Annotated in this window: 15 protein-coding genes; 6 read left to right on the forward strand and 9 right to left on the reverse strand. The window is 70.0% G+C overall.

The features are described 5' to 3' along the window. Window positions 1-60: 60 nt before the first annotated feature. Together AOK17_RS15410 and AOK17_RS15415 are read right to left on the reverse strand one after the other, a co-directional pair. On the reverse strand, window positions 61-1371 hold the full coding sequence (locus AOK17_RS15410) for an MFS transporter (RefSeq protein WP_055613029.1): 1311 nt from the start codon (window positions 1369-1371) through the stop codon (window positions 61-63). After that, window positions 1368-2018, reverse strand: coding sequence for a GntR family transcriptional regulator (locus AOK17_RS15415; RefSeq protein ID WP_055613030.1), 651 nt, complete (start codon window positions 2016-2018; stop codon window positions 1368-1370). The genes AOK17_RS15410 and AOK17_RS15415 overlap by 4 nt, the downstream gene beginning before the upstream one ends. A gap of 258 nt (window positions 2019-2276) precedes the next feature. Here AOK17_RS15415 and AOK17_RS15420 point away from each other — a divergent pair, with 258 nt between their 5' ends. Next, window positions 2277-3173: a D-alanyl-D-alanine carboxypeptidase family protein gene (locus AOK17_RS15420; RefSeq protein WP_055613031.1), complete on the forward strand. Its 897-nt coding sequence runs from the start codon at window positions 2277-2279 to the stop codon at window positions 3171-3173. 183 nt (window positions 3174-3356) lie between these two features. Here AOK17_RS15420 and AOK17_RS15425 read toward each other — a convergent pair whose 3' ends face one another. The 3 genes from AOK17_RS15425 to pdhA are packed head-to-tail and all read right to left on the reverse strand — an operon-like array spanning window position 3357 to window position 7025. Next, on the reverse strand, window positions 3357-4865 hold the full coding sequence (locus tag AOK17_RS15425) for a dihydrolipoamide acetyltransferase family protein (protein ID WP_055613032.1): 1509 nt from the start codon (window positions 4863-4865) through the stop codon (window positions 3357-3359). A gap of 10 nt (window positions 4866-4875) precedes the next feature. After that, complete coding sequence (locus AOK17_RS15430; RefSeq protein ID WP_107102403.1) at window positions 4876-5856, reverse strand: alpha-ketoacid dehydrogenase subunit beta; 981 nt, start codon at window positions 5854-5856, stop codon at window positions 4876-4878. A gap of 2 nt (window positions 5857-5858) precedes the next feature. Further along, complete coding sequence (gene pdhA, locus AOK17_RS15435) at window positions 5859-7025, reverse strand: pyruvate dehydrogenase (acetyl-transferring) E1 component subunit alpha (RefSeq protein ID WP_055613033.1); 1167 nt, start codon at window positions 7023-7025, stop codon at window positions 5859-5861. Window positions 7026-7405: 380 nt separating this feature from the next. Between pdhA and AOK17_RS15440 the strand changes: the two genes are divergently transcribed. The 3 genes from AOK17_RS15440 (at window position 7406) to AOK17_RS15450 (ending at window position 9776) form a co-directional block, all read left to right on the forward strand. Further along, on the forward strand, window positions 7406-8068 hold the full coding sequence (locus AOK17_RS15440) for a response regulator (RefSeq protein ID WP_055613034.1): 663 nt from the start codon (window positions 7406-7408) through the stop codon (window positions 8066-8068). 214 nt (window positions 8069-8282) lie between these two features. Then, window positions 8283-8705 (forward strand): pyridoxamine 5'-phosphate oxidase family protein, encoded by a 423-nt coding sequence (locus AOK17_RS15445; RefSeq protein WP_055613035.1) that lies wholly within the window; start codon window positions 8283-8285, stop codon window positions 8703-8705. A 45-nt stretch (window positions 8706-8750) separates the two neighbouring features. Beyond that, the gene (locus AOK17_RS15450; protein WP_055613036.1) at window positions 8751-9776 is read left to right on the forward strand and encodes a phosphotransferase; all 1026 of its coding nucleotides are present in this window, start codon (window positions 8751-8753) and stop codon (window positions 9774-9776) included. A gap of 146 nt (window positions 9777-9922) precedes the next feature. Here AOK17_RS15450 and AOK17_RS15455 read toward each other — a convergent pair whose 3' ends face one another. Continuing rightward, window positions 9923-11473 carry a protein kinase domain-containing protein gene (locus tag AOK17_RS15455; RefSeq protein ID WP_107102404.1) on the reverse strand — a complete coding sequence of 517 codons (1551 nt, stop codon included), beginning with the start codon at window positions 11471-11473 and terminating at the stop codon, window positions 9923-9925. 346 nt (window positions 11474-11819) lie between these two features. Between AOK17_RS15455 and AOK17_RS15460 the strand changes: the two genes are divergently transcribed. After that, on the forward strand, window positions 11820-13460 hold the full coding sequence (locus AOK17_RS15460) for a protein kinase domain-containing protein (RefSeq protein WP_055613038.1): 1641 nt from the start codon (window positions 11820-11822) through the stop codon (window positions 13458-13460). 123 nt (window positions 13461-13583) lie between these two features. On the opposite strand, the gene AOK17_RS15465 is transcribed toward AOK17_RS15460, so the two are convergent. Then, window positions 13584-14126, reverse strand: coding sequence for a bacterial proteasome activator family protein (locus tag AOK17_RS15465; RefSeq protein ID WP_055613039.1), 543 nt, complete (start codon window positions 14124-14126; stop codon window positions 13584-13586). A gap of 100 nt (window positions 14127-14226) precedes the next feature. Next, window positions 14227-14796: a PadR family transcriptional regulator gene (locus tag AOK17_RS15470; RefSeq protein WP_055613040.1), complete on the reverse strand. Its 570-nt coding sequence runs from the start codon at window positions 14794-14796 to the stop codon at window positions 14227-14229. A 154-nt stretch (window positions 14797-14950) separates the two neighbouring features. Here AOK17_RS15470 and AOK17_RS15475 point away from each other — a divergent pair, with 154 nt between their 5' ends. Continuing rightward, window positions 14951-15469, forward strand: a complete 519-nt coding sequence (locus tag AOK17_RS15475) for a hypothetical protein (protein WP_063997229.1) — start codon at window positions 14951-14953, stop codon at window positions 15467-15469. Between the two features lie 55 nt (window positions 15470-15524). Here AOK17_RS15475 and AOK17_RS15480 read toward each other — a convergent pair whose 3' ends face one another. After that, window positions 15525-16505 (reverse strand): NAD(P)H-quinone oxidoreductase, encoded by a 981-nt coding sequence (locus AOK17_RS15480; RefSeq protein WP_055613042.1) that lies wholly within the window; start codon window positions 16503-16505, stop codon window positions 15525-15527. Between the last annotated feature and the right edge of the window lie 43 nt (window positions 16506-16548).

Consider the following 16548-nt stretch of genomic DNA (forward strand, 5'->3'; position numbering starts at 1 on the left):
AACCCACCCGCCCCGCCCCGCCGGGCCAGACAAGGCCGGGCCAGGCCAGGCCAGACCGGCCTACGCCGGAACGTGCACCGTCTCCACCCGGCTCGCCACGAGCCGTTCCCGCTCACGCCGAGCCGCCTGCTTCCTCAACCGCAAGATCTGACTCACCCCGAACGCCTGCAGAACGAACACCACGGAGAACGCGACCGAGTAGTCACCCCCGGTGGCATCCAACAGCACCCCGATCGCGAACAACGTCGTCATGGAGGCGACGAAACCACCCATGTTGGTGATGCCGGAGGCAGTCCCCTGACGCTCCGGCGGATTCGCGGGCCGCGCGAAGTCGAACCCGAGCATCGACGCGGGCCCGCACGCACCGAGGACCACACACAGCACGATCAGCAGCCACATCGGCGCATGGTCCGCGGGATAGGCGAGCGTCGCGCCCCACACGACGGCCGTCGACAGCACCGTACCGAGCGCCAGCGGCAGCCGCGCCGCATGGTGCCGGGCGACGATCTGCCCGTACACGAGGCCGACGAACATGTTGGAGAGCACGACCAGCGTGAGGAGTTCGCCGGCCGCCGCCCGGGACAGGCCCTGGGCCTCGACGAGGAACGGCAGCCCCCACAGCAGCAGGAACACCATCGCCGGGAACTGCGTCGTGAAGTGCACCCACAGCCCGAGCCGGGTACCGGGCTCCCGCCAGGACGCCGCGATCTGGCGGCGTACGTACGCGGCTCCGTGGTGCGGGAAGGGCTCCGGCTCGTGTCCCTCGGGGTGGTCCTTCAGGAACAGCAGCATCAGGACGAGGACGACAACACCGGCGACCGAGCTGCCCGCGAAGGCTGCCGTCCAGCCGACTCCGTGCAGCAGCCGGGCGATGACGAGCGTCGAGACGAGGTTGCCCGCCATGCCGACCAGGCCGGCGAGCTGCGCGACCATCGGCCCGCGCCGGGCCGGGAACCAGCGCGAGCCGAGACGCAGCACGCTGATGAACGTCATCGCGTCACCGCACCCGAGCAGCGCGCGCGAGGCGAGCGCCATCCCGTACGAGGGCGAGAGCGCGAAGCCCAGCTGCCCGATCGTGAACAGGACGACGCCGAGGGTCAGCACCTTCTTGGTGCCGAGCCGGTCGACCATCAGGCCGACGGGTATCTGCATGCCCGCGTAGACGAGGAGCTGCAGGATCGAGAAGGTCGAGAGCGCGGAGGCGTTGACGTGGAAGCGGTCGGCGGCATCGAGGCCGGCCACCCCCAGCGACGTACGGAAGATGACCGCGACGAAGTAGACGGAGACGCCGACCGACCAGACCGTGACCGCGCGACGGCCGCCGGGCGGATCACCGGGGAGGGTGAGCGCCGAGGAGGAGGACGAGCTCATCGGACGTCCCCCCGCGCCAGGTTGGAGAACCAGCTGACGTGGCGGTGGACCAGGGAGACGGCCGCCTCCGCGTCGCCGGAGCGCAGCGCGTCGAGGATCTCCTGGTGCTCGGTGAGCGTCTTGGTGATCCGGTCGGGGTGGGCGTGCATCACGGCGACGCCCATCCTCAACTGGCGGTCGCGCAGCTGGTCGTAGAGGCGGGAGAGGATCTCGTTGCCCCCGCTACGGACGATCTCGGCGTGGAAGCAGCGGTCGGTGACGGCGGCTCCGGACAGATCGCCGGCGGCGGCCTGCTCCTTCTGCTTCGCCAGGAGTTCGGTGAGGCGCTCGATCAGCGCGGGGGAGGCCGGGACCGCCTTGCGGATGGCGTGCTCCTCGACGAGCTGCCGGGTCTCGACCACGTCCGCGATCTCCTGCGCGGAGACGGGCAGCACGAGGGCGCCCTTCTTCGGGTAGAGCCGGATCAGGCCCTCGACCTCCAGCTTGAGCAGCGCCTCGCGCACGGGAGTCCGTGAAACCCCGACCGCGTCGGCCAGTTCGCCCTCGGTGAGCAGGGTCCCGCCCTCGTAACGACGCTCCAGCACAGCCTGCTTGACGTGCGCGTAGACGCGTTCGGCGGCGGGGGGTTGCTTCACTGCCAAAGACATGGCGACATCATAGATACAACACGTACACATGGTCGCGGGCCGTCCAGGATTCGGACGAGCGGCACCCCGTACGAGGGGCCAAGTGCGGGCCGGGCGAGTGAACGGGCGAGTGACCGATAAAAAAAGGCACCCCAGTTCAGGAACCGCACATCCTTTTGTGCTACTCACATGTCACACAAGAAGGCGCCACTCTCAAGTGGCCACCATCCTGGGGCATTTGGCACCTTCGGTGCCTTCAACCTAATCGGGGTAATCGACTTGATAACCGTCATAAAGGGCGCGCGGATTCGCAGAGCTGCCGCAGTGGTCGTCACCACCGGAGCCGTGCTCGCGACCGGGGCCCTCACAGCGGCGCCCGCGCAGGCCCTCGCGACCCCCACGGTCGTCGCCAAGGGCGGCTACGTGATGAACAACGGCACGGCCAAGACGCTCTACACGAAGGCCGCGGACACCCGCCGTTCCACCGGCTCCACGACGAAGATCATGACCGCGAAGGTCGTGCTGTCGCAGCCGAACCTCAACCTGGACAGCAAGGTCACCATCCAGAAGGCGTACAGCGACTACATCGTCCGCAACAACGCCTCGTCGGCCCGGCTGATCGTCGGCGACAAGGTCACCGTCCGCCAGCTGCTGTACGGGCTGATGCTGCCGTCCGGCTGCGACGCCGCGTACGCGCTCGCCGACAAGTTCGGCGCCGGCTCGACGCGTGCCGCCCGCGTGAAGTCGTTCATCGGCAAGATGAACAAGCAGGCCAAGGACCTCGGTCTGACGAACACGAAGTTCGACTCGTTCGACGGGATCGGCAACGGCTCGAACTACTCCACGCCGCGCGATCTGACGAAGATCGCCAGCAGCGCGATGAAGAGCGCCAACTTCCGCGCGATCGTCAAGACGAAGAAGTACACGGCGAAGACCGTGACGAAGACCGGTGGCACCCGCACGATGGCGGCGTGGACCAACACCAACGGTCTACTCAACAGCTACAGCGGCACCATCGGCGTGAAGACCGGCTCCGGCCCCGAGGCCAAGTACTGCCTGGTCTTCGCCGCGACCCGCAACGGGAAGACGGTGATCGGCACGGTGCTTGCCTCGTCGTCGATCTCGGCCCGCGAGTCGGACGCGAAGAAGCTGATGGACTACGCCTTCAAGAAGTAGGCGAACCACTCCGCGCAGAGGGGGACGGGCTTCGGCTCGTCCCCCTCTGCGGGTCGTACGTGGTTGCTCGCGCAGTTCCCCGCGCCCCCGAAGTTTTGGGGGCGCGGGGAACTGCGCAATCTTTTCGCTTTCAGGGGCGCGGGGAACTGCGCGACCAGCCCCCACCGCCCCGCAGCCGAGCCACTACCCCCAGGTGATCAACCGCTTGGGCTGCTCCAGGATCGCCGCCACGTCCGCCAGCACCTTGGAGCCCAGCTCCCCGTCCACCAGGCGGTGGTCGAAGGACAACGCCAGCGTCGTCACCTGACGAGGCTTGACCTTGCCCTTGTGGACCCACGGCTGGAGTTTGATCGAGCCGACGGCGAGGATCGCGGACTCGCCGGGATTGAGAATCGGCGTACCCGTGTCGACGCCGAACACACCGACGTTCGTGATCGTCACCGTGCCGCCCTGCATCGCCGCCGGTGACGTCTTGCCGTCGCGGGCGGTGGCGACCAGTTCTCCGAGCGATTCGGCGAGCTGGGGCAGGGTCTTGGCGTGGGCGTCCTTGATGTTCGGGACGATCAGGCCGCGGGGCGTGGCGGCGGCGATGCCCAGGTTCACATAGTGCTTCTGGACGATCTCCTGGTTGGCCTCGTCCCACGAGGCGTTGACCTCCGGGTGGCGCTTGATGGCGACCAGCAGGGCCTTGGCGATCAGGAGCAGCGGATTGACCCGCAGCCCCTGGAGCTCCTTGTCCTGCTTCAGTTCCTCGACCAGCTTCATCGTGCGCGTCACGTCCACCGTGACGAACTCGGTGACGTGCGGCGCGGTGAACGCCGAGCCCACCATCGCGGCAGCGGTCGCCTTCCGGACGCCCTTGACCGGGATACGGGTCTCCCGGGCGCCGTCGTACGTGACGACCGGGGCCGGAGCCGGAGCCCGGACGGGAGCCGGCGCCGACGCGGGCGCTGCCGTGGCCGGGGTCTCCACGGGAGCGGCCGGGGCCACCGCCGCGTGCACGTCCTCGCGCGTGATGATCCCGTCGGGACCGGACGGCGTGACCGTCGCCAGGTCGACGCCGAGGTCCTTGGCGAGCTTGCGCACCGGCGGCTTGGCGAGCGGGCGTGCCGCCACAGCCGCGTGCCCGTGTCCGTTCAGCTCGCTCTGGACGGCCACCTTCGCCGCGGCGGCCTCGGGCTGCTGGGCCGGAACTCCCCTGCGGGGGCGGCGCTTGGTGGAGGACTCCGCGACCCCGTACCCGACGAGGACCGGCGTGCGGCCCGCGGGCTTGGGCTTCTCCTCGGAAGCCGCGGGCTTCTGCGGAGGAGCTTCGGTGCGCTCGGCGGGAGCCGCCGGAGCGGACGGGGTTGCCGGAGCCGACGCGGCGGGCGCCGACGCGGCCGGGGCCTGCGCCTCGGCCGGCGACGCTGCCGGAGCGGCTCCGCCGTCCACGTCCACCGCGATGATCACCTGGCCGACGTCCACCGTCGTCCCCTCGGGGAAGCGCAGCTCGTGCACCACCCCGTCGAAGGGAATCGGCAGCTCGACGGCGGCCTTGGCGGTCTCGACCTCGCAGACCACCTGGCCGTCGGTGACCGTGTCACCGGCCTTGACGTACCACTTGAGGATCTCGGCCTCGGTCAGACCCTCGCCCACGTCGGGCATCTTGAACTCGCGAAGTCCCGAGGCAGTCTCAGTCATCGTCGTCACGACCCTCTCCTCAGTACGCCAGCGAGCGGTCGACGGCGTCGAGCACCCGGTCCAGGCCAGGCAGGTACTCCTCCTCCAGCCGTGCCGGCGGGTACGGGGCGTGATAGCCGCCGACCCTCAGCACGGGTGCCTCCAGGTGGTAGAAGCACCGCTCCGTGATCCGGGCCGCGATCTCCGCGCCCGTCCCCAGGAACACCGGTGCCTCGTGGACCACGACCAGGCGGCGGGTCTTCTCGACCGAGGCCTGGATGGAGTCGAAGTCGATGGGGGACATGGACCGCAGGTCCACCACTTCGAGGGACTTGCCCTCCTCCTGGGCGGCGGACGCGACCTCCTGGCAGACCTTCACCATCGGGCCGTACGCGGCCAGTGTGAGGTCGCTGCCCTCGCGCACCACGCGCGCCTTGTGCAGCGGGCCGGGGATCGCCTCGCGGTTCACCTCGGACTTGTCCCAGTAGCGCCGCTTCGGCTCGAAGAAGATCACCGGGTCGTCGCTCTGGATGGCCTGCTGCATCATCCAGTACGCGTCGGAGGCGTTCGAGGGCGAGACGACCTTGAGGCCCGCGACGTGCGCGAACAGGGCCTCCGGGGACTCGGAGTGGTGCTCGACCGCGCCGATGCCACCGCCGTACGGAATGCGGATCACGACGGGGAGCTTGATCTTGCCGAGCGCCCGCGCGTGCATCTTCGCGAGCTGCGTGACGATCTGGTCGTACGCCGGGAAGACGAAGCCGTCGAACTGGATCTCCACGACCGGGCGGTAGCCACGCAGCGCGAGGCCGATCGCCGTGCCGACGATGCCCGACTCGGCGAGCGGGGTGTCGATGACCCGCTCCTCGCCGAAGTCCTTCTGCAGACCGTCGGTCACCCGGAACACGCCGCCGAGCTTGCCGACGTCCTCGCCCATGATCAGGACCTTGGGGTCGGCGTCGAGGGCCGTGCGCAGCGATTCGTTGATCGCCTTGGCCAATGCCATCTTTTCCGCGGTCATCGCTACTTGCCCTCCCCTTCATCGGCGAACGACGCCTGGTAGGCGGCGAACTGGGCCCGCTCCTCGTCGACGAGCGCGTGCCCGTCCGCGTACACGTTCTCGAAGATGGCGAAGTGGTCCGGGTCCGGCATGGCTCGGACCGCTTCGCGCACTCGCCTTCCCAACGCCTCGCTCTCGGCTTCGAGTTCCGCGAAGAATCCCTCGTCCGCGTGGTTTGAAGCCTCCAGGTACGTACGCAGGCGCTGGATCGGGTCCTTCGCCTCCCACGCCTCGCGCTCCTCGTCGGCCCGGTACTTGGTCGGGTCGTCGGAGGTGGTGTGGGCGCCCATGCGGTACGTGTACGCCTCGACGAGGGTGGGACCCTCGCCCCGGCGGGCGCGCTCCAGGGCCCACTTGGTGACGGCGAGGCACGCGAGGACGTCGTTGCCGTCGACGCGGACGCCCGGGAAGCCGTAGCCCTGCGCGCGCTGGTAGAGCGGCACGCGGCTCTGGCGCTCGGTGGGCTCGGAGATGGCCCACTGGTTGTTCTGGCAGAAGAACACGACGGGAGCGTTGTAGACCGCGGAGAAGGTGAACGATTCAGCGACGTCGCCCTGGCTGGAGGCGCCGTCCCCGAAGTACGCGATCACGGCCGAGTCGGCGCCGTCCTTGGCCACGCCCATGGCGTAGCCGGTGGCGTGCAGCGTCTGCGAGCCGATGACGATCGTGTAGAGGTGGAAGTTGTTGCTGTTCGGGTCCCAGCCGCCGTTGTTCACGCCGCGGAACATGCCGAGGAGGTTGGTCGGGTCGACCCCGCGGCACCAGGCCACGCCGTGCTCACGGTAGGTCGGGAAGACGTAGTCGTCCTCGCGGGTGGCCCGTCCGGAGCCGATCTGGGCGGCCTCCTGGCCGAGCAGCGAGGCCCACAGGCCCAGCTCGCCCTGGCGCTGCAGGGAGGTGGCCTCGGCGTCGAAGCGGCGGGTGAGCACCATGTCGCGGTACAGGCCGCGGAGCTCTTCGGGGGTGATGTCGGCTACGTACGCGTCATATTCGCCATTCTTGACGCGCTTGCCCTCGGGCGTCAGCAGCTGTACGAGCTCGGGCTGGGCGCCCGGCGGCTTCTTCGCAGCGGTGCGCTTGGTACCGGCGCTGCGTCGCGGCTTGCGCGCGGCAGTGCTCTCCACGGTCACGTGTGCTCCTCCGTCGGTCCGGTCCCCGGGGTTGCCGGGTGACCAGTGCGGCTCGCCTGATCTCCGCACCCGCGCACGGGGTGGGTGCGCTCGGCCGGGAACAGGCGTGACAGGTGCCCCGGCGAGCGCCCTGCACATAGCACGTTACCCAGTGCTCCACATTTCTGTGAAACCCCTCCTGACCTGCGTTTTTGCTTGGATTTCCGAGTACTTTCCACTCGGACTTCCAAGTACTTCGCGCCGATCCGGAACAGTCGCTGGTCAGAGCACTGGTTACAGCCTGGCAGGGGGCCGGAACACCGGCACGTTATCCCGGTCACCCCGGGGACGGGAAGAGTCAGACCGGGGCGGCCGGAAAGATCGTGTGTGAGACTGGCTCCGTGCGCGAAGAAGGAAAAATCACTGTATTTCTTCTCGACGACCATGAGGTGGTCCGCCGGGGTGTGCACGAGTTGCTCTCGGTGGAGGACGACTTCGAAGTGGTCGGCGAGGCGGGTACGGCGGCCGACGCACTGGTGCGAATTCCGGCCACCCACCCGGACGTCGCCGTCCTCGACGTACGCCTGCCGGACGGCAGCGGGGTCGAGGTGTGCCGCGAGATCCGCTCCCGGGACGAAAGCATCAAATGCCTGATGCTGACGTCATACGCCGACGACGAGGCCCTCTTCGACGCGATCATGGCGGGCGCCTCGGGCTACGTCCTCAAGGCGATCCGCGGCGAGGAGCTGCTCTCGGCGGTCCGTGACGTCGCCGCCGGCAAGTCCCTGCTCGACCCGGAAGCCACCGCCCGCGTGCTGGAGCGGCTGCGCGACGGAGGCAGCGCCAAGGGCGACACCCGGCTCGCGAGCCTCACCGACCAGGAGCGCAGGATCCTCGACCTGATCGGCGAGGGGCTCACCAATCGCGTGATCGGCGAGCGGCTCCATCTCGCCGAGAAGACGATCAAGAACTACGTCTCCAGTCTGCTGTCCAAACTCGGCATGGAGCGACGTGCGCAGGCAGCCGCCTATGTGGCCCGGATGCAGGCGGAGAAGCAGCGCTGAGCTTTCCCCGCCCGCCGCCCTCCACGTAGGGCCGTGTCGAGTTTTCCGCGCTCTCCGTAGAGGCCGATCGGCACTGCGCGGACACCGTCCGGCACTCCGTGGAGGCCGTTCACGTCCGGCACTCCGTAGAGGCCCCTTATTCAGGACTTATGTCCCTCCGTGGAGGGTCGGGCGGCCCTTTCTCCGGCTCCCGCGGTGCAGCACATTGAGAGGCATGCCGACCGACGAACAGCTCGCCGCCGGACTGCTCGGCCGCGTCCAGCACGGCCGCCTGGCGGCCAGCATGCGCGCGCTGCCCTTCCTGGCCACGGCCCGCCACATCGTGGTGGGCGGCCGTGTCCTGCTGCGGATCCACAAGGGGTACGGCCACCACCGGGCGTGCGCGGGAAGCGTCGTCGCGTACGGCGCGGACAACCTGGGCTCCCCGCGCGCGGGCGAGGGCCACTGGTCCGTCCAGGTCGTCGGCGTGTGCGAGCACGTCGAGCCGACCACCGCCCAGCTCGCGCTCTTCGGCCCGGCCCCGCGCCGCGTGGACGACGCGCCCTTCGAGCCGGTGTACCTGGAGGTCACGCCGGAGTTCGTCACCGTGCACTCGACGGACGGTGGCCTGGAGCTTGCACACCGGCACTTTCCGTGACAAGCCCGAGGTCAACGGCCTCTCCGGTGCCCTAACATCTGGCGCGTGCCGCGCTCATCTGTTTCGCCCGCCCTCTCCCCCGCACCCCCTCTGGGCGCCCTGCTGCGGCGGTACGCCGCCGGGGTCCCGCTGGCCTGCGAACCCGTCGACCAGGGGCTGCTCAACCGCGGCTACCGCCTCGCCACCACCCGGGGCCGGTACTTCCTCAAGCACCATTTCGACCCCGAGACCGCCGACCCCGCCGCGATCGCCCGCCAGCACCGCGCGACCCAGCGCCTCGCCGACCTCGGCGTCCCGGTGGCCCCGCCGCTGACCGGAACCGACGGCCGCACGGTCGCGGTCGTCGGCGGCCACGCGTACGCGCTGCACCCCTGGATCGACGGACGCCACCGCAGCGGGGCCCAGCTCACCACGGAGCAGTGCCGGCGCCTGGGGGCGCTCCTGGGCGTCGTACACGCGTCCCTGGAGCAGGTGATGCCGCCGCGGCGGTCCGAGGAGCGCGCGGAGAGCGCCGACCCCTCCGACACCTTCGCCCTCATCGACGACCTGCTCGCACGCGTGCGCCGCCACCACCCGGCCGACGCCTTCGACGAACTGGCCCGCCACCGCCTCCTGGAGCGGCGCGCCCTCCTGGAACGGCACGCGGACCGGCGGCCCCCGCAGGGCGGCTCGGTGGGCTGGGTGCACGGGGACTTCCACCCCTTCAACGTGCTCTACCGGGGAAACACCCCCGCCGCGATCGTCGACTGGGACCGGCTCGGCGTCCAGCCGCAGGCCGAGGAGGCGGTGCGCTCCGCGGTGATCTTCTTCGTACGCCCCGCCGGCACGCTCGACCTGACGAAGGTACGGGCCTACGCGCGCGCGTACCGGCGCTCCGCGCGGGCCACCCCCTCCGAGCTGTCGGCCGCCGTGCACCGCGTGTGGTGGGAGCGGCTCAACGACTTCTGGATACTGCGCTGGCACTACGAGCGCGGGGACACCCGCGCCGACCCGCAGTTCCCCGCGGCCTCCGCGCTGGCGGTGTGGTGGACGCGGGAGTACGACGCGGTGTGCGAGGCGTTCGTGGGGTGAGGCCGAACCGACTCGACCGCGTCAGCCGGCTCACTCGGCGCGGTCGTCTCGGCCGTCTCGGCCGTGGGAGTCGTGAAACGGCACGCGCGCGTGGAGCCCGATTCCGGGTTCCACGCGCGCGTGAAGGGTGTTCCGGAGGGGCCGGATCAGCCGCCGGTCACGCCTTCCACGTCACCGACTTCACCCGTCGGCTCGCCCGACGGTGTCGGGTCGTCCGTCGGAGTCGTCTCCGGGTCCGATTCCGTCGGATCGTCCGTCGGAGTCGTCTCCGGGTCCGTCGGCTTACTCTTCGTGGGCGATGGGCTGTTGCTCGGCGATTGTGTGTACGACGGCGTGAAGTCCGGGTCGCCGCCCGTGCCGGTGTCCTGGTCCGTGGGCTCGTCCGTGGGCTCGTCGGACGTGCTCTCGCTCGGTGTCGTTTCCTTCTCGGTCTGCGAGGTGGTCGGCGTCTCCTTCGTACCGCCCCCGCCGCCGTCGCCGTTGCCGTTCTGCAGCGCCAGCGCGACCCCCGCCGCGATCGCGACCACCGCGAGAACCGCGAGGATCCACAGCTTGCCGCGACCGCTGCCCCGGTTGCCGTGCCCCTCGAAGCCCCCGTCGTCGCCGCCTCCGCCACGGCCGGGCGGCAGCATCGGTGACGGGATCTGGGTGGTGCCCGAGTCGCCGGGGTGCGGCAGCCCTGCGGAGCCCGCGAGGCCCATCGCCGGGGTGTTCACGGCCTCGTGCATCTCCACGGGACCGGTGTTCCAGGTCCCGGTGTGGCCGCCCTGGTCGTACAGCATCTGCAGCCCGTACTGGGTGAGCCCGCGCATCTCCTCCGCGGTCTGGAACCGGTCGTCCGGCTCCTTCGCGAGAGAGCGCATGACCAGGCCGTCCAGCTCCGGCGGCGCCGCGTCCGAGACCTCGGAAGGGGGCACCGGGATGTCCTGGACGTGCTGGTAGACCACCGACAGCGGGGTCTCACCGGTGAACGGGGGCCGCAGCGCGAGGAGTTCGTAGAGGAGGCAGCCCGTCGCGTACAGGTCGCTGCGGTGGTCGACCGCCTTGCCGAGCGCCTGCTCCGGCGAGAGGTACTGGGGCGTGCCCATGACCATGCCGGTTTGAGTCATTGTCGACTGGGCGCCGTGCAGGGCGCGCGCGATGCCGAAGTCCATCACCTTGACCGCACCGGTGTTGGTGATGATCACGTTCGCGGGCTTGATGTCGCGGTGCACGATGCCGTGCTGATGCGAATAAGCAAGCGCCTCAAGCACTCCGGAGACAATGATGAGTGCCTGCTCGGGCCCGGGCGCCTCGGCGTTGAGCAGCAGGTCACGGATCGTGCGGCCCTCGACGAGCTCCATCACGATGTACGGGACGACCTGGTGTCCGACCACGTCCTCGCCGGAGTCGTAGACCGCCACCACCGCATGGTGGTTGAGCCCGGCCACCGACTGTGCCTCGCGCGTGAACCGCGCCTTGGACACGGGGTCTTCCGCCAGGTCGGAGCGGAGCAGCTTGACCGCGACGGTGCGCCCCAGCCGGACATCCTCGGCGGCGAACACCTCGGCCATGCCGCCCCGGCCGAGTCTGTGGGTCATCCGATACCGGCCGTCGCCGACCAGCCCGCCGTTACCCCAAAACTCCGGCGCATCTGACATACCGCCGCCAGTCGCCTCGGGGTCGGACGGGCCCTGAGCGCGCTGCTGTGCCATCAGTCCTCGCCGTCGTTTCTGTCCGCACCGGTCGAAAGGTACGCGCGGTGGTTGTTACGGTCTCCGTCGGGCCACGCTACAGCCTCCGCGTGAGAGGCCGACCCGGGATGGACCGGCCATGAAACCCACAGCCGGTCCGCGCGTGCAAATTCTGTGTACCGGGCGTACGGCACCTGTAACGCTTCCGCGACTCTTCTTTCGCGTACGGTCACGGAACGGGCACCGAGCTTGACGTGTCAGTGGCCTCCGGCAGACTTGGCCGGGAATAACACTAAGGATCACCGCCTCGGGGGCCACATCAGCAGCTTCGGCCCGTGTGACGGGGCACGCCGATGGGGGACGCAGAGACATGAGCCAGGACGGCGGACACGGCCGGTACGCGGGGCGTTCGGTCGCCGGCGGGCGCTACCAACTGCGCGACCTGCTCGGCGAGGGCGGTATGGCCTCGGTCCATCTCGCGTACGACTCGGTGCTCGACCGACAGGTCGCGATCAAGACACTGCACACCGAGCTCGGCCGTGAGCAGGCCTTCCGCGAGCGCTTCCGCCGCGAGGCCCAGTCGGTGGCCAAGCTCACCCACACGAACATCGTCTCGGTCTTCGACACCGGCGAGGACGACCTGGACGGGGCGACCACTCCGTACATCGTCATGGAGTACGTCGAGGGCCGCCCGCTCGGCTCTGTCCTCGACCAGGACATCACTCAGTACGGCGCCATGCCGGCGGACAAGGCCCTGAAGATCACCGCGGACGTGCTGGCGGCGCTGGAGATCAGCCACGAGATGGGCCTGGTCCACCGCGACATCAAGCCGGGCAACGTGATGATGACGAAGCGGAACGTCGTCAAGGTGATGGACTTCGGCATCGCCCGCGCCATGCAGTCCGGTGTCACGTCAATGACACAGACCGGCATGGTCGTCGGCACCCCGCAGTACCTCTCGCCGGAGCAGGCCCTCGGCCGGGGCGTGGACGCCCGCTCGGACCTGTACTCGGTCGGCATCATGCTGTTCCAGCTGGTCACCGGGCGGCTGCCGTTCGAGGCGGACTCGCCGCTGGCCATAGCGTATGCGCACGTCCAGGAGGAGCCCGTGCTGGCCTCCTCGGTCAACCGCTCGCTGCCGCCGGCCGTGGACGCGCTGATCACCCGCGCCCTGAAGAAGAACCCGAACGAGCGTTTCGTCAGCGCCGAGTCGATGCGCGACGAGTGCCTGCGCGTGGCCCAGTCGTTCCAGGCCGCACCGCCGAGCATCGTGCCGGGCGCCCAGACGTCGAGCGGCGCCGGTGTCGGCTCCGCGGTGTTCCCGCCGGTCGACCAGTCGGCCCAGGCTCCGCAGGGGAACGTACAGACGCCGTACCAGCCGGGCGCCTACGGCCCGCCGACCCCGGCGCACACGTCCACACCCGCCCAGTCGTACGGCTATCCGCAGCAGGGCGGCTACCCGACGCCGGCCCAGACCGCCGCGTACTCCCCGCAGCAGGGCTACTCGACGCCGCCGCCGTACACGATCACGCCGCAGCAGCCCTCGACGCCCGGCTCCGGGGGTGGCCGCAAGAGCAACATGCCGGTGATCGTGGGCTCGATCGTCGTCGCGCTGGCCGCCGTCGGCGGTCTGATCGCCGCGCTGCAGATGGGTGGCGGGGGCGACGACGACAAGGGCGGCGGTACCGAATCCAGCGCGTCGGCGTCCGAGGTGGCCGGGCACAAGGGGCCGGACACCACGAAGAAGATCGAGAAGACCGAGTGCACGGAGCCCGACGAGTCGTACAACGACGCCGACAAGATCAAGGTCCCGGACTTCAAGTTCAAGAACATGGACTCGGTGAAGGCGTGCCTGCAGGCGGCGGGCTGGCAGTACGAGAGCCAGCCGGTCGACGAGAACGCCTACGGCCAGGACACGGTCATGAGCCAGATCCCCGCCGCGGAGGCGGACGTCGACCCCAAGAGCATGCCCAAGATCCAGCTCTATGTGTCGACGGGCAACCCCGCCTGATTGCTTGACCGTTCGGACACGCGAAGGGGCCCGGCATTTCTGCCGGGCCCCTTTCGTCCGCACGCTGTTCGGAGTGATGGGAATCGTCGGAGTTACGGGTGCAGGTTCGGGTACGGACCGCAGTTACAGGTACGGACCCCCGACACGGCCGCCCGCACGCGGGTCGTCGTCCTCCTCGCCGCCGCCCACACCCGGCGGGAGCGCCCGGCGCATCGACTCCAGCTGGGCGCGGGCCGCCATCTGCTGGGCGAACAGGGTGGTCTGGATCCCGTGGAAGAGCCCCTCCAGCCACCCGACCAACTGGGCCTGCGCGATCCGCAGTTCGGCGTCGGAAGGGATGCCCTCGTCCGTGAACGGCAGGGACAGCCGCTCCAGTTCGTCGACGAGATCGGGAGCGAGCCCGTCCTCCAGCTCCTTGACCGAGCTGGCGTGGATCTCCTTGAGCCGGACCCGGCTCGCCTCGTCGAGGGGTGCCGCACGCACCTCCTCCAGCAGCTGCTTGATCATGCTCCCGATGCGCATGACCTTGGCGGGCTGCTCCACCATCTCCGTCACCGGGACCTCACGGGAGTCCTCGTCTCCTCCGCCGCCGAGAGCCATCCCGTCCTGGCCAACGACCAGGATCTGGGGGTTCTCCGGCGACCTTTCGTTCCTCGGCATCTCCATGCCGCCATTCTCTCGCACCCGCACACTTCATCACTCTCGTGCCCCCTCCCGAGCGTGATCCACCATGTACGCACCGGCGTGTACGCACCGGTGCCGAGCGTCAGACCGGCGGCGGCTGCGGCGGATCCGTGGCCGCCTCCGCCGCGAGCCGCAGCAGCCGGGCCTCGCAGTGGTCGAGCCACCGCATCTCGGCCTCCGCGCGGAAGACGAGATGCTCCAGGACGAGCAGCCGGGCCACCTCGTCCCGGTGCCCGGGGCCCTCCGCAAGCGCCTGCGCCCGCAGCCGGGTGTACGTGTGCATCGCCTCCGACAGATAACGCCGCTGTGTCTCCACGGTCGCCCGTATGTCGGCGCCTGGCGCCCCGACCGCCATGGCCAGCTTGATCGCCAGCTCGTCGCGCGGCAGGTTCGTGCGCTCCACGGGACGCGTGAACCAGGACCGCAGCTCGGCGCGGCCCTCGTCCGTGAGCGCGTACAGCACGTGTCCGGCCTCGTCCGCGCCCTGCTGAACGACCAGACCGTCCCGCTCCAGTCGGCCCAGCGTCGTGTAGACCTGCCCGATGTTCAGCGGCCAGGTGGAGCCGGTGCGCGCCTCGAACTCGGTGCGCAGCCGCGAACCGTAGCGGGGCCCACGCTCCAGAAGTGCCAGCAGACCGTGACGTATCGACATAACCGGTATCTCTACCCCGTACATCTGTGCACGCCAAGGGTGTCACTGAGGGTGACCGTGTCGGCACCGGACGGTCGGGATGCCGGTGCGGGCGCCACGTGTGACTCTGGTGCCGTCGATCTTGGTTCCTTCGCACCAGGAGGGGGTCACCGACGTGACTCCATGGCTCCGCCCCCTGCGCGTGACCGGCCTGCTGCTGGTCCTGCTGGCGGGCCCCGCTCCGATGTCGTACGCCGTCCCTCACGTCTCCTCCTACGAGCCCGCGCCCGGCGAGTCACGGGCCGGCAGCCGGGCCGGGGAGGGACGCGAGCGGCCGGGCCGGGCACCCGCGCCGACGAAGGAGACGGAGGAGACAGAGGAAGAGCAACAGGAAGAGCAGGACGAAGAGGCAACGCCGGACGAGGCGCAAGAAGAAGCCCAGGACGAGGACGCCGGGGCCGGTCACCCGGACGGGCCAGCGGACGGCGAGCAGTCGGAGGGCGCTGTCGCCCCTGAGACGCCCGGGAACACCGTGCCCCGGTCCCACCCGCCGTTCGACGCCGAGCCGGCCGCCGGCCGCCACGTACGCGCCTCGGAACCCGTCCTGCGGGTCCTGCCCCTCGGCAGCGGACTGGTCCTCATCGGCCTGGGCCTCGGCCTCGCGTTCGTCGCACTGCGCGTACGGCGGGCCTGAGGCGGGGCGGGGCCACGGTCCGGCCCCGCCGCAGCCCCGCCCCGGCCGTCGGGTCCTACGGGAGCGTGAGCAGCACCTTTCCGATGTTCCCGCTCTCCTCCAGCACCCGGTGCGCCGCGGCAGCGTCGCTCATCGGCAGCTCGCGGTCGACCACCGGACGTACGTGACCCGCGGAGATCAGCGGCCAGACGTGCTCCCGTACGGCCGCGACGATCGACGCCTTCTCGCCGGCGGGACGGGCCCGCAGCGAGGTCGCGGTGACGGCGCCGCGCTTGCCCAGAAGCATCGCGATGTTCAGCTCGCCCTTGATGCCGCCCTGCATACCGATGATCGCGAGGCGCCCGTTGACCGCGAGGGCCTGGACGTTGCGGTCCAGGTACTTGGCGCCCATGTTGTCGAGGATGACGTCGGCGCCGGCCCCGTCGGTGGCTGCCTTGATCTCCTCCACGAAGTCCTGCTCGCGGTAGTTGATCAGCACGTCCGCGCCGAGGTCGGCGCAGAAGTCCAGCTTCTCCTTGCTGCCCGCGGTGACGGCGACCTTCGCGCCGACGGCCTTGGCCAGCTGGATCGCCATGGTGCCGATGCCACTCGCCCCGCCGTGCACCAGGAGCGTCTCGCCGGGGCGGAGGTGGGCGATCATGAAGACGTTGGACCAGACCGTGCAGGTCACCTCGGGCAGCGCGGCGGCCTTGTCGAGCCCGATCCCCTCGGGCACCGGCAGCAGCTGCCCGGCCGGCACGGCCACCTTCTCGGCGTACCCGCCGCCGGAGAGCAACGCGCACACCTCGTCCCCGACGGCCCACCCAGAGACACCGGCGCCGACGGCCGCGATCCGCCCGGAGCATTCGAGACCGGGGTAAGGGGACGCGCCGGGCGGCGGATCGTAGAACCCCTGCCGCTGCAGCAGATCGGCACGGTTCACCGCGCTCGCCGCCACCTCCACCAGTACTTCGCCCTCTCCGGGCACCGGATCCGGGACCTCGTCCCACACCAGCGCCTCGGGCCCACCAGGTTCAGGAATAGTGATCGCTCGCATATCGGCGAGGCTACTCCGGGCCTCCGGCCCTGCCGCCAGCTGC

Source organism: Streptomyces phaeochromogenes, from assembly GCF_001418655.1.
Classification (GTDB): Bacteria; Actinomycetota; Actinomycetes; order Streptomycetales; family Streptomycetaceae; genus Streptomyces; species Streptomyces phaeochromogenes.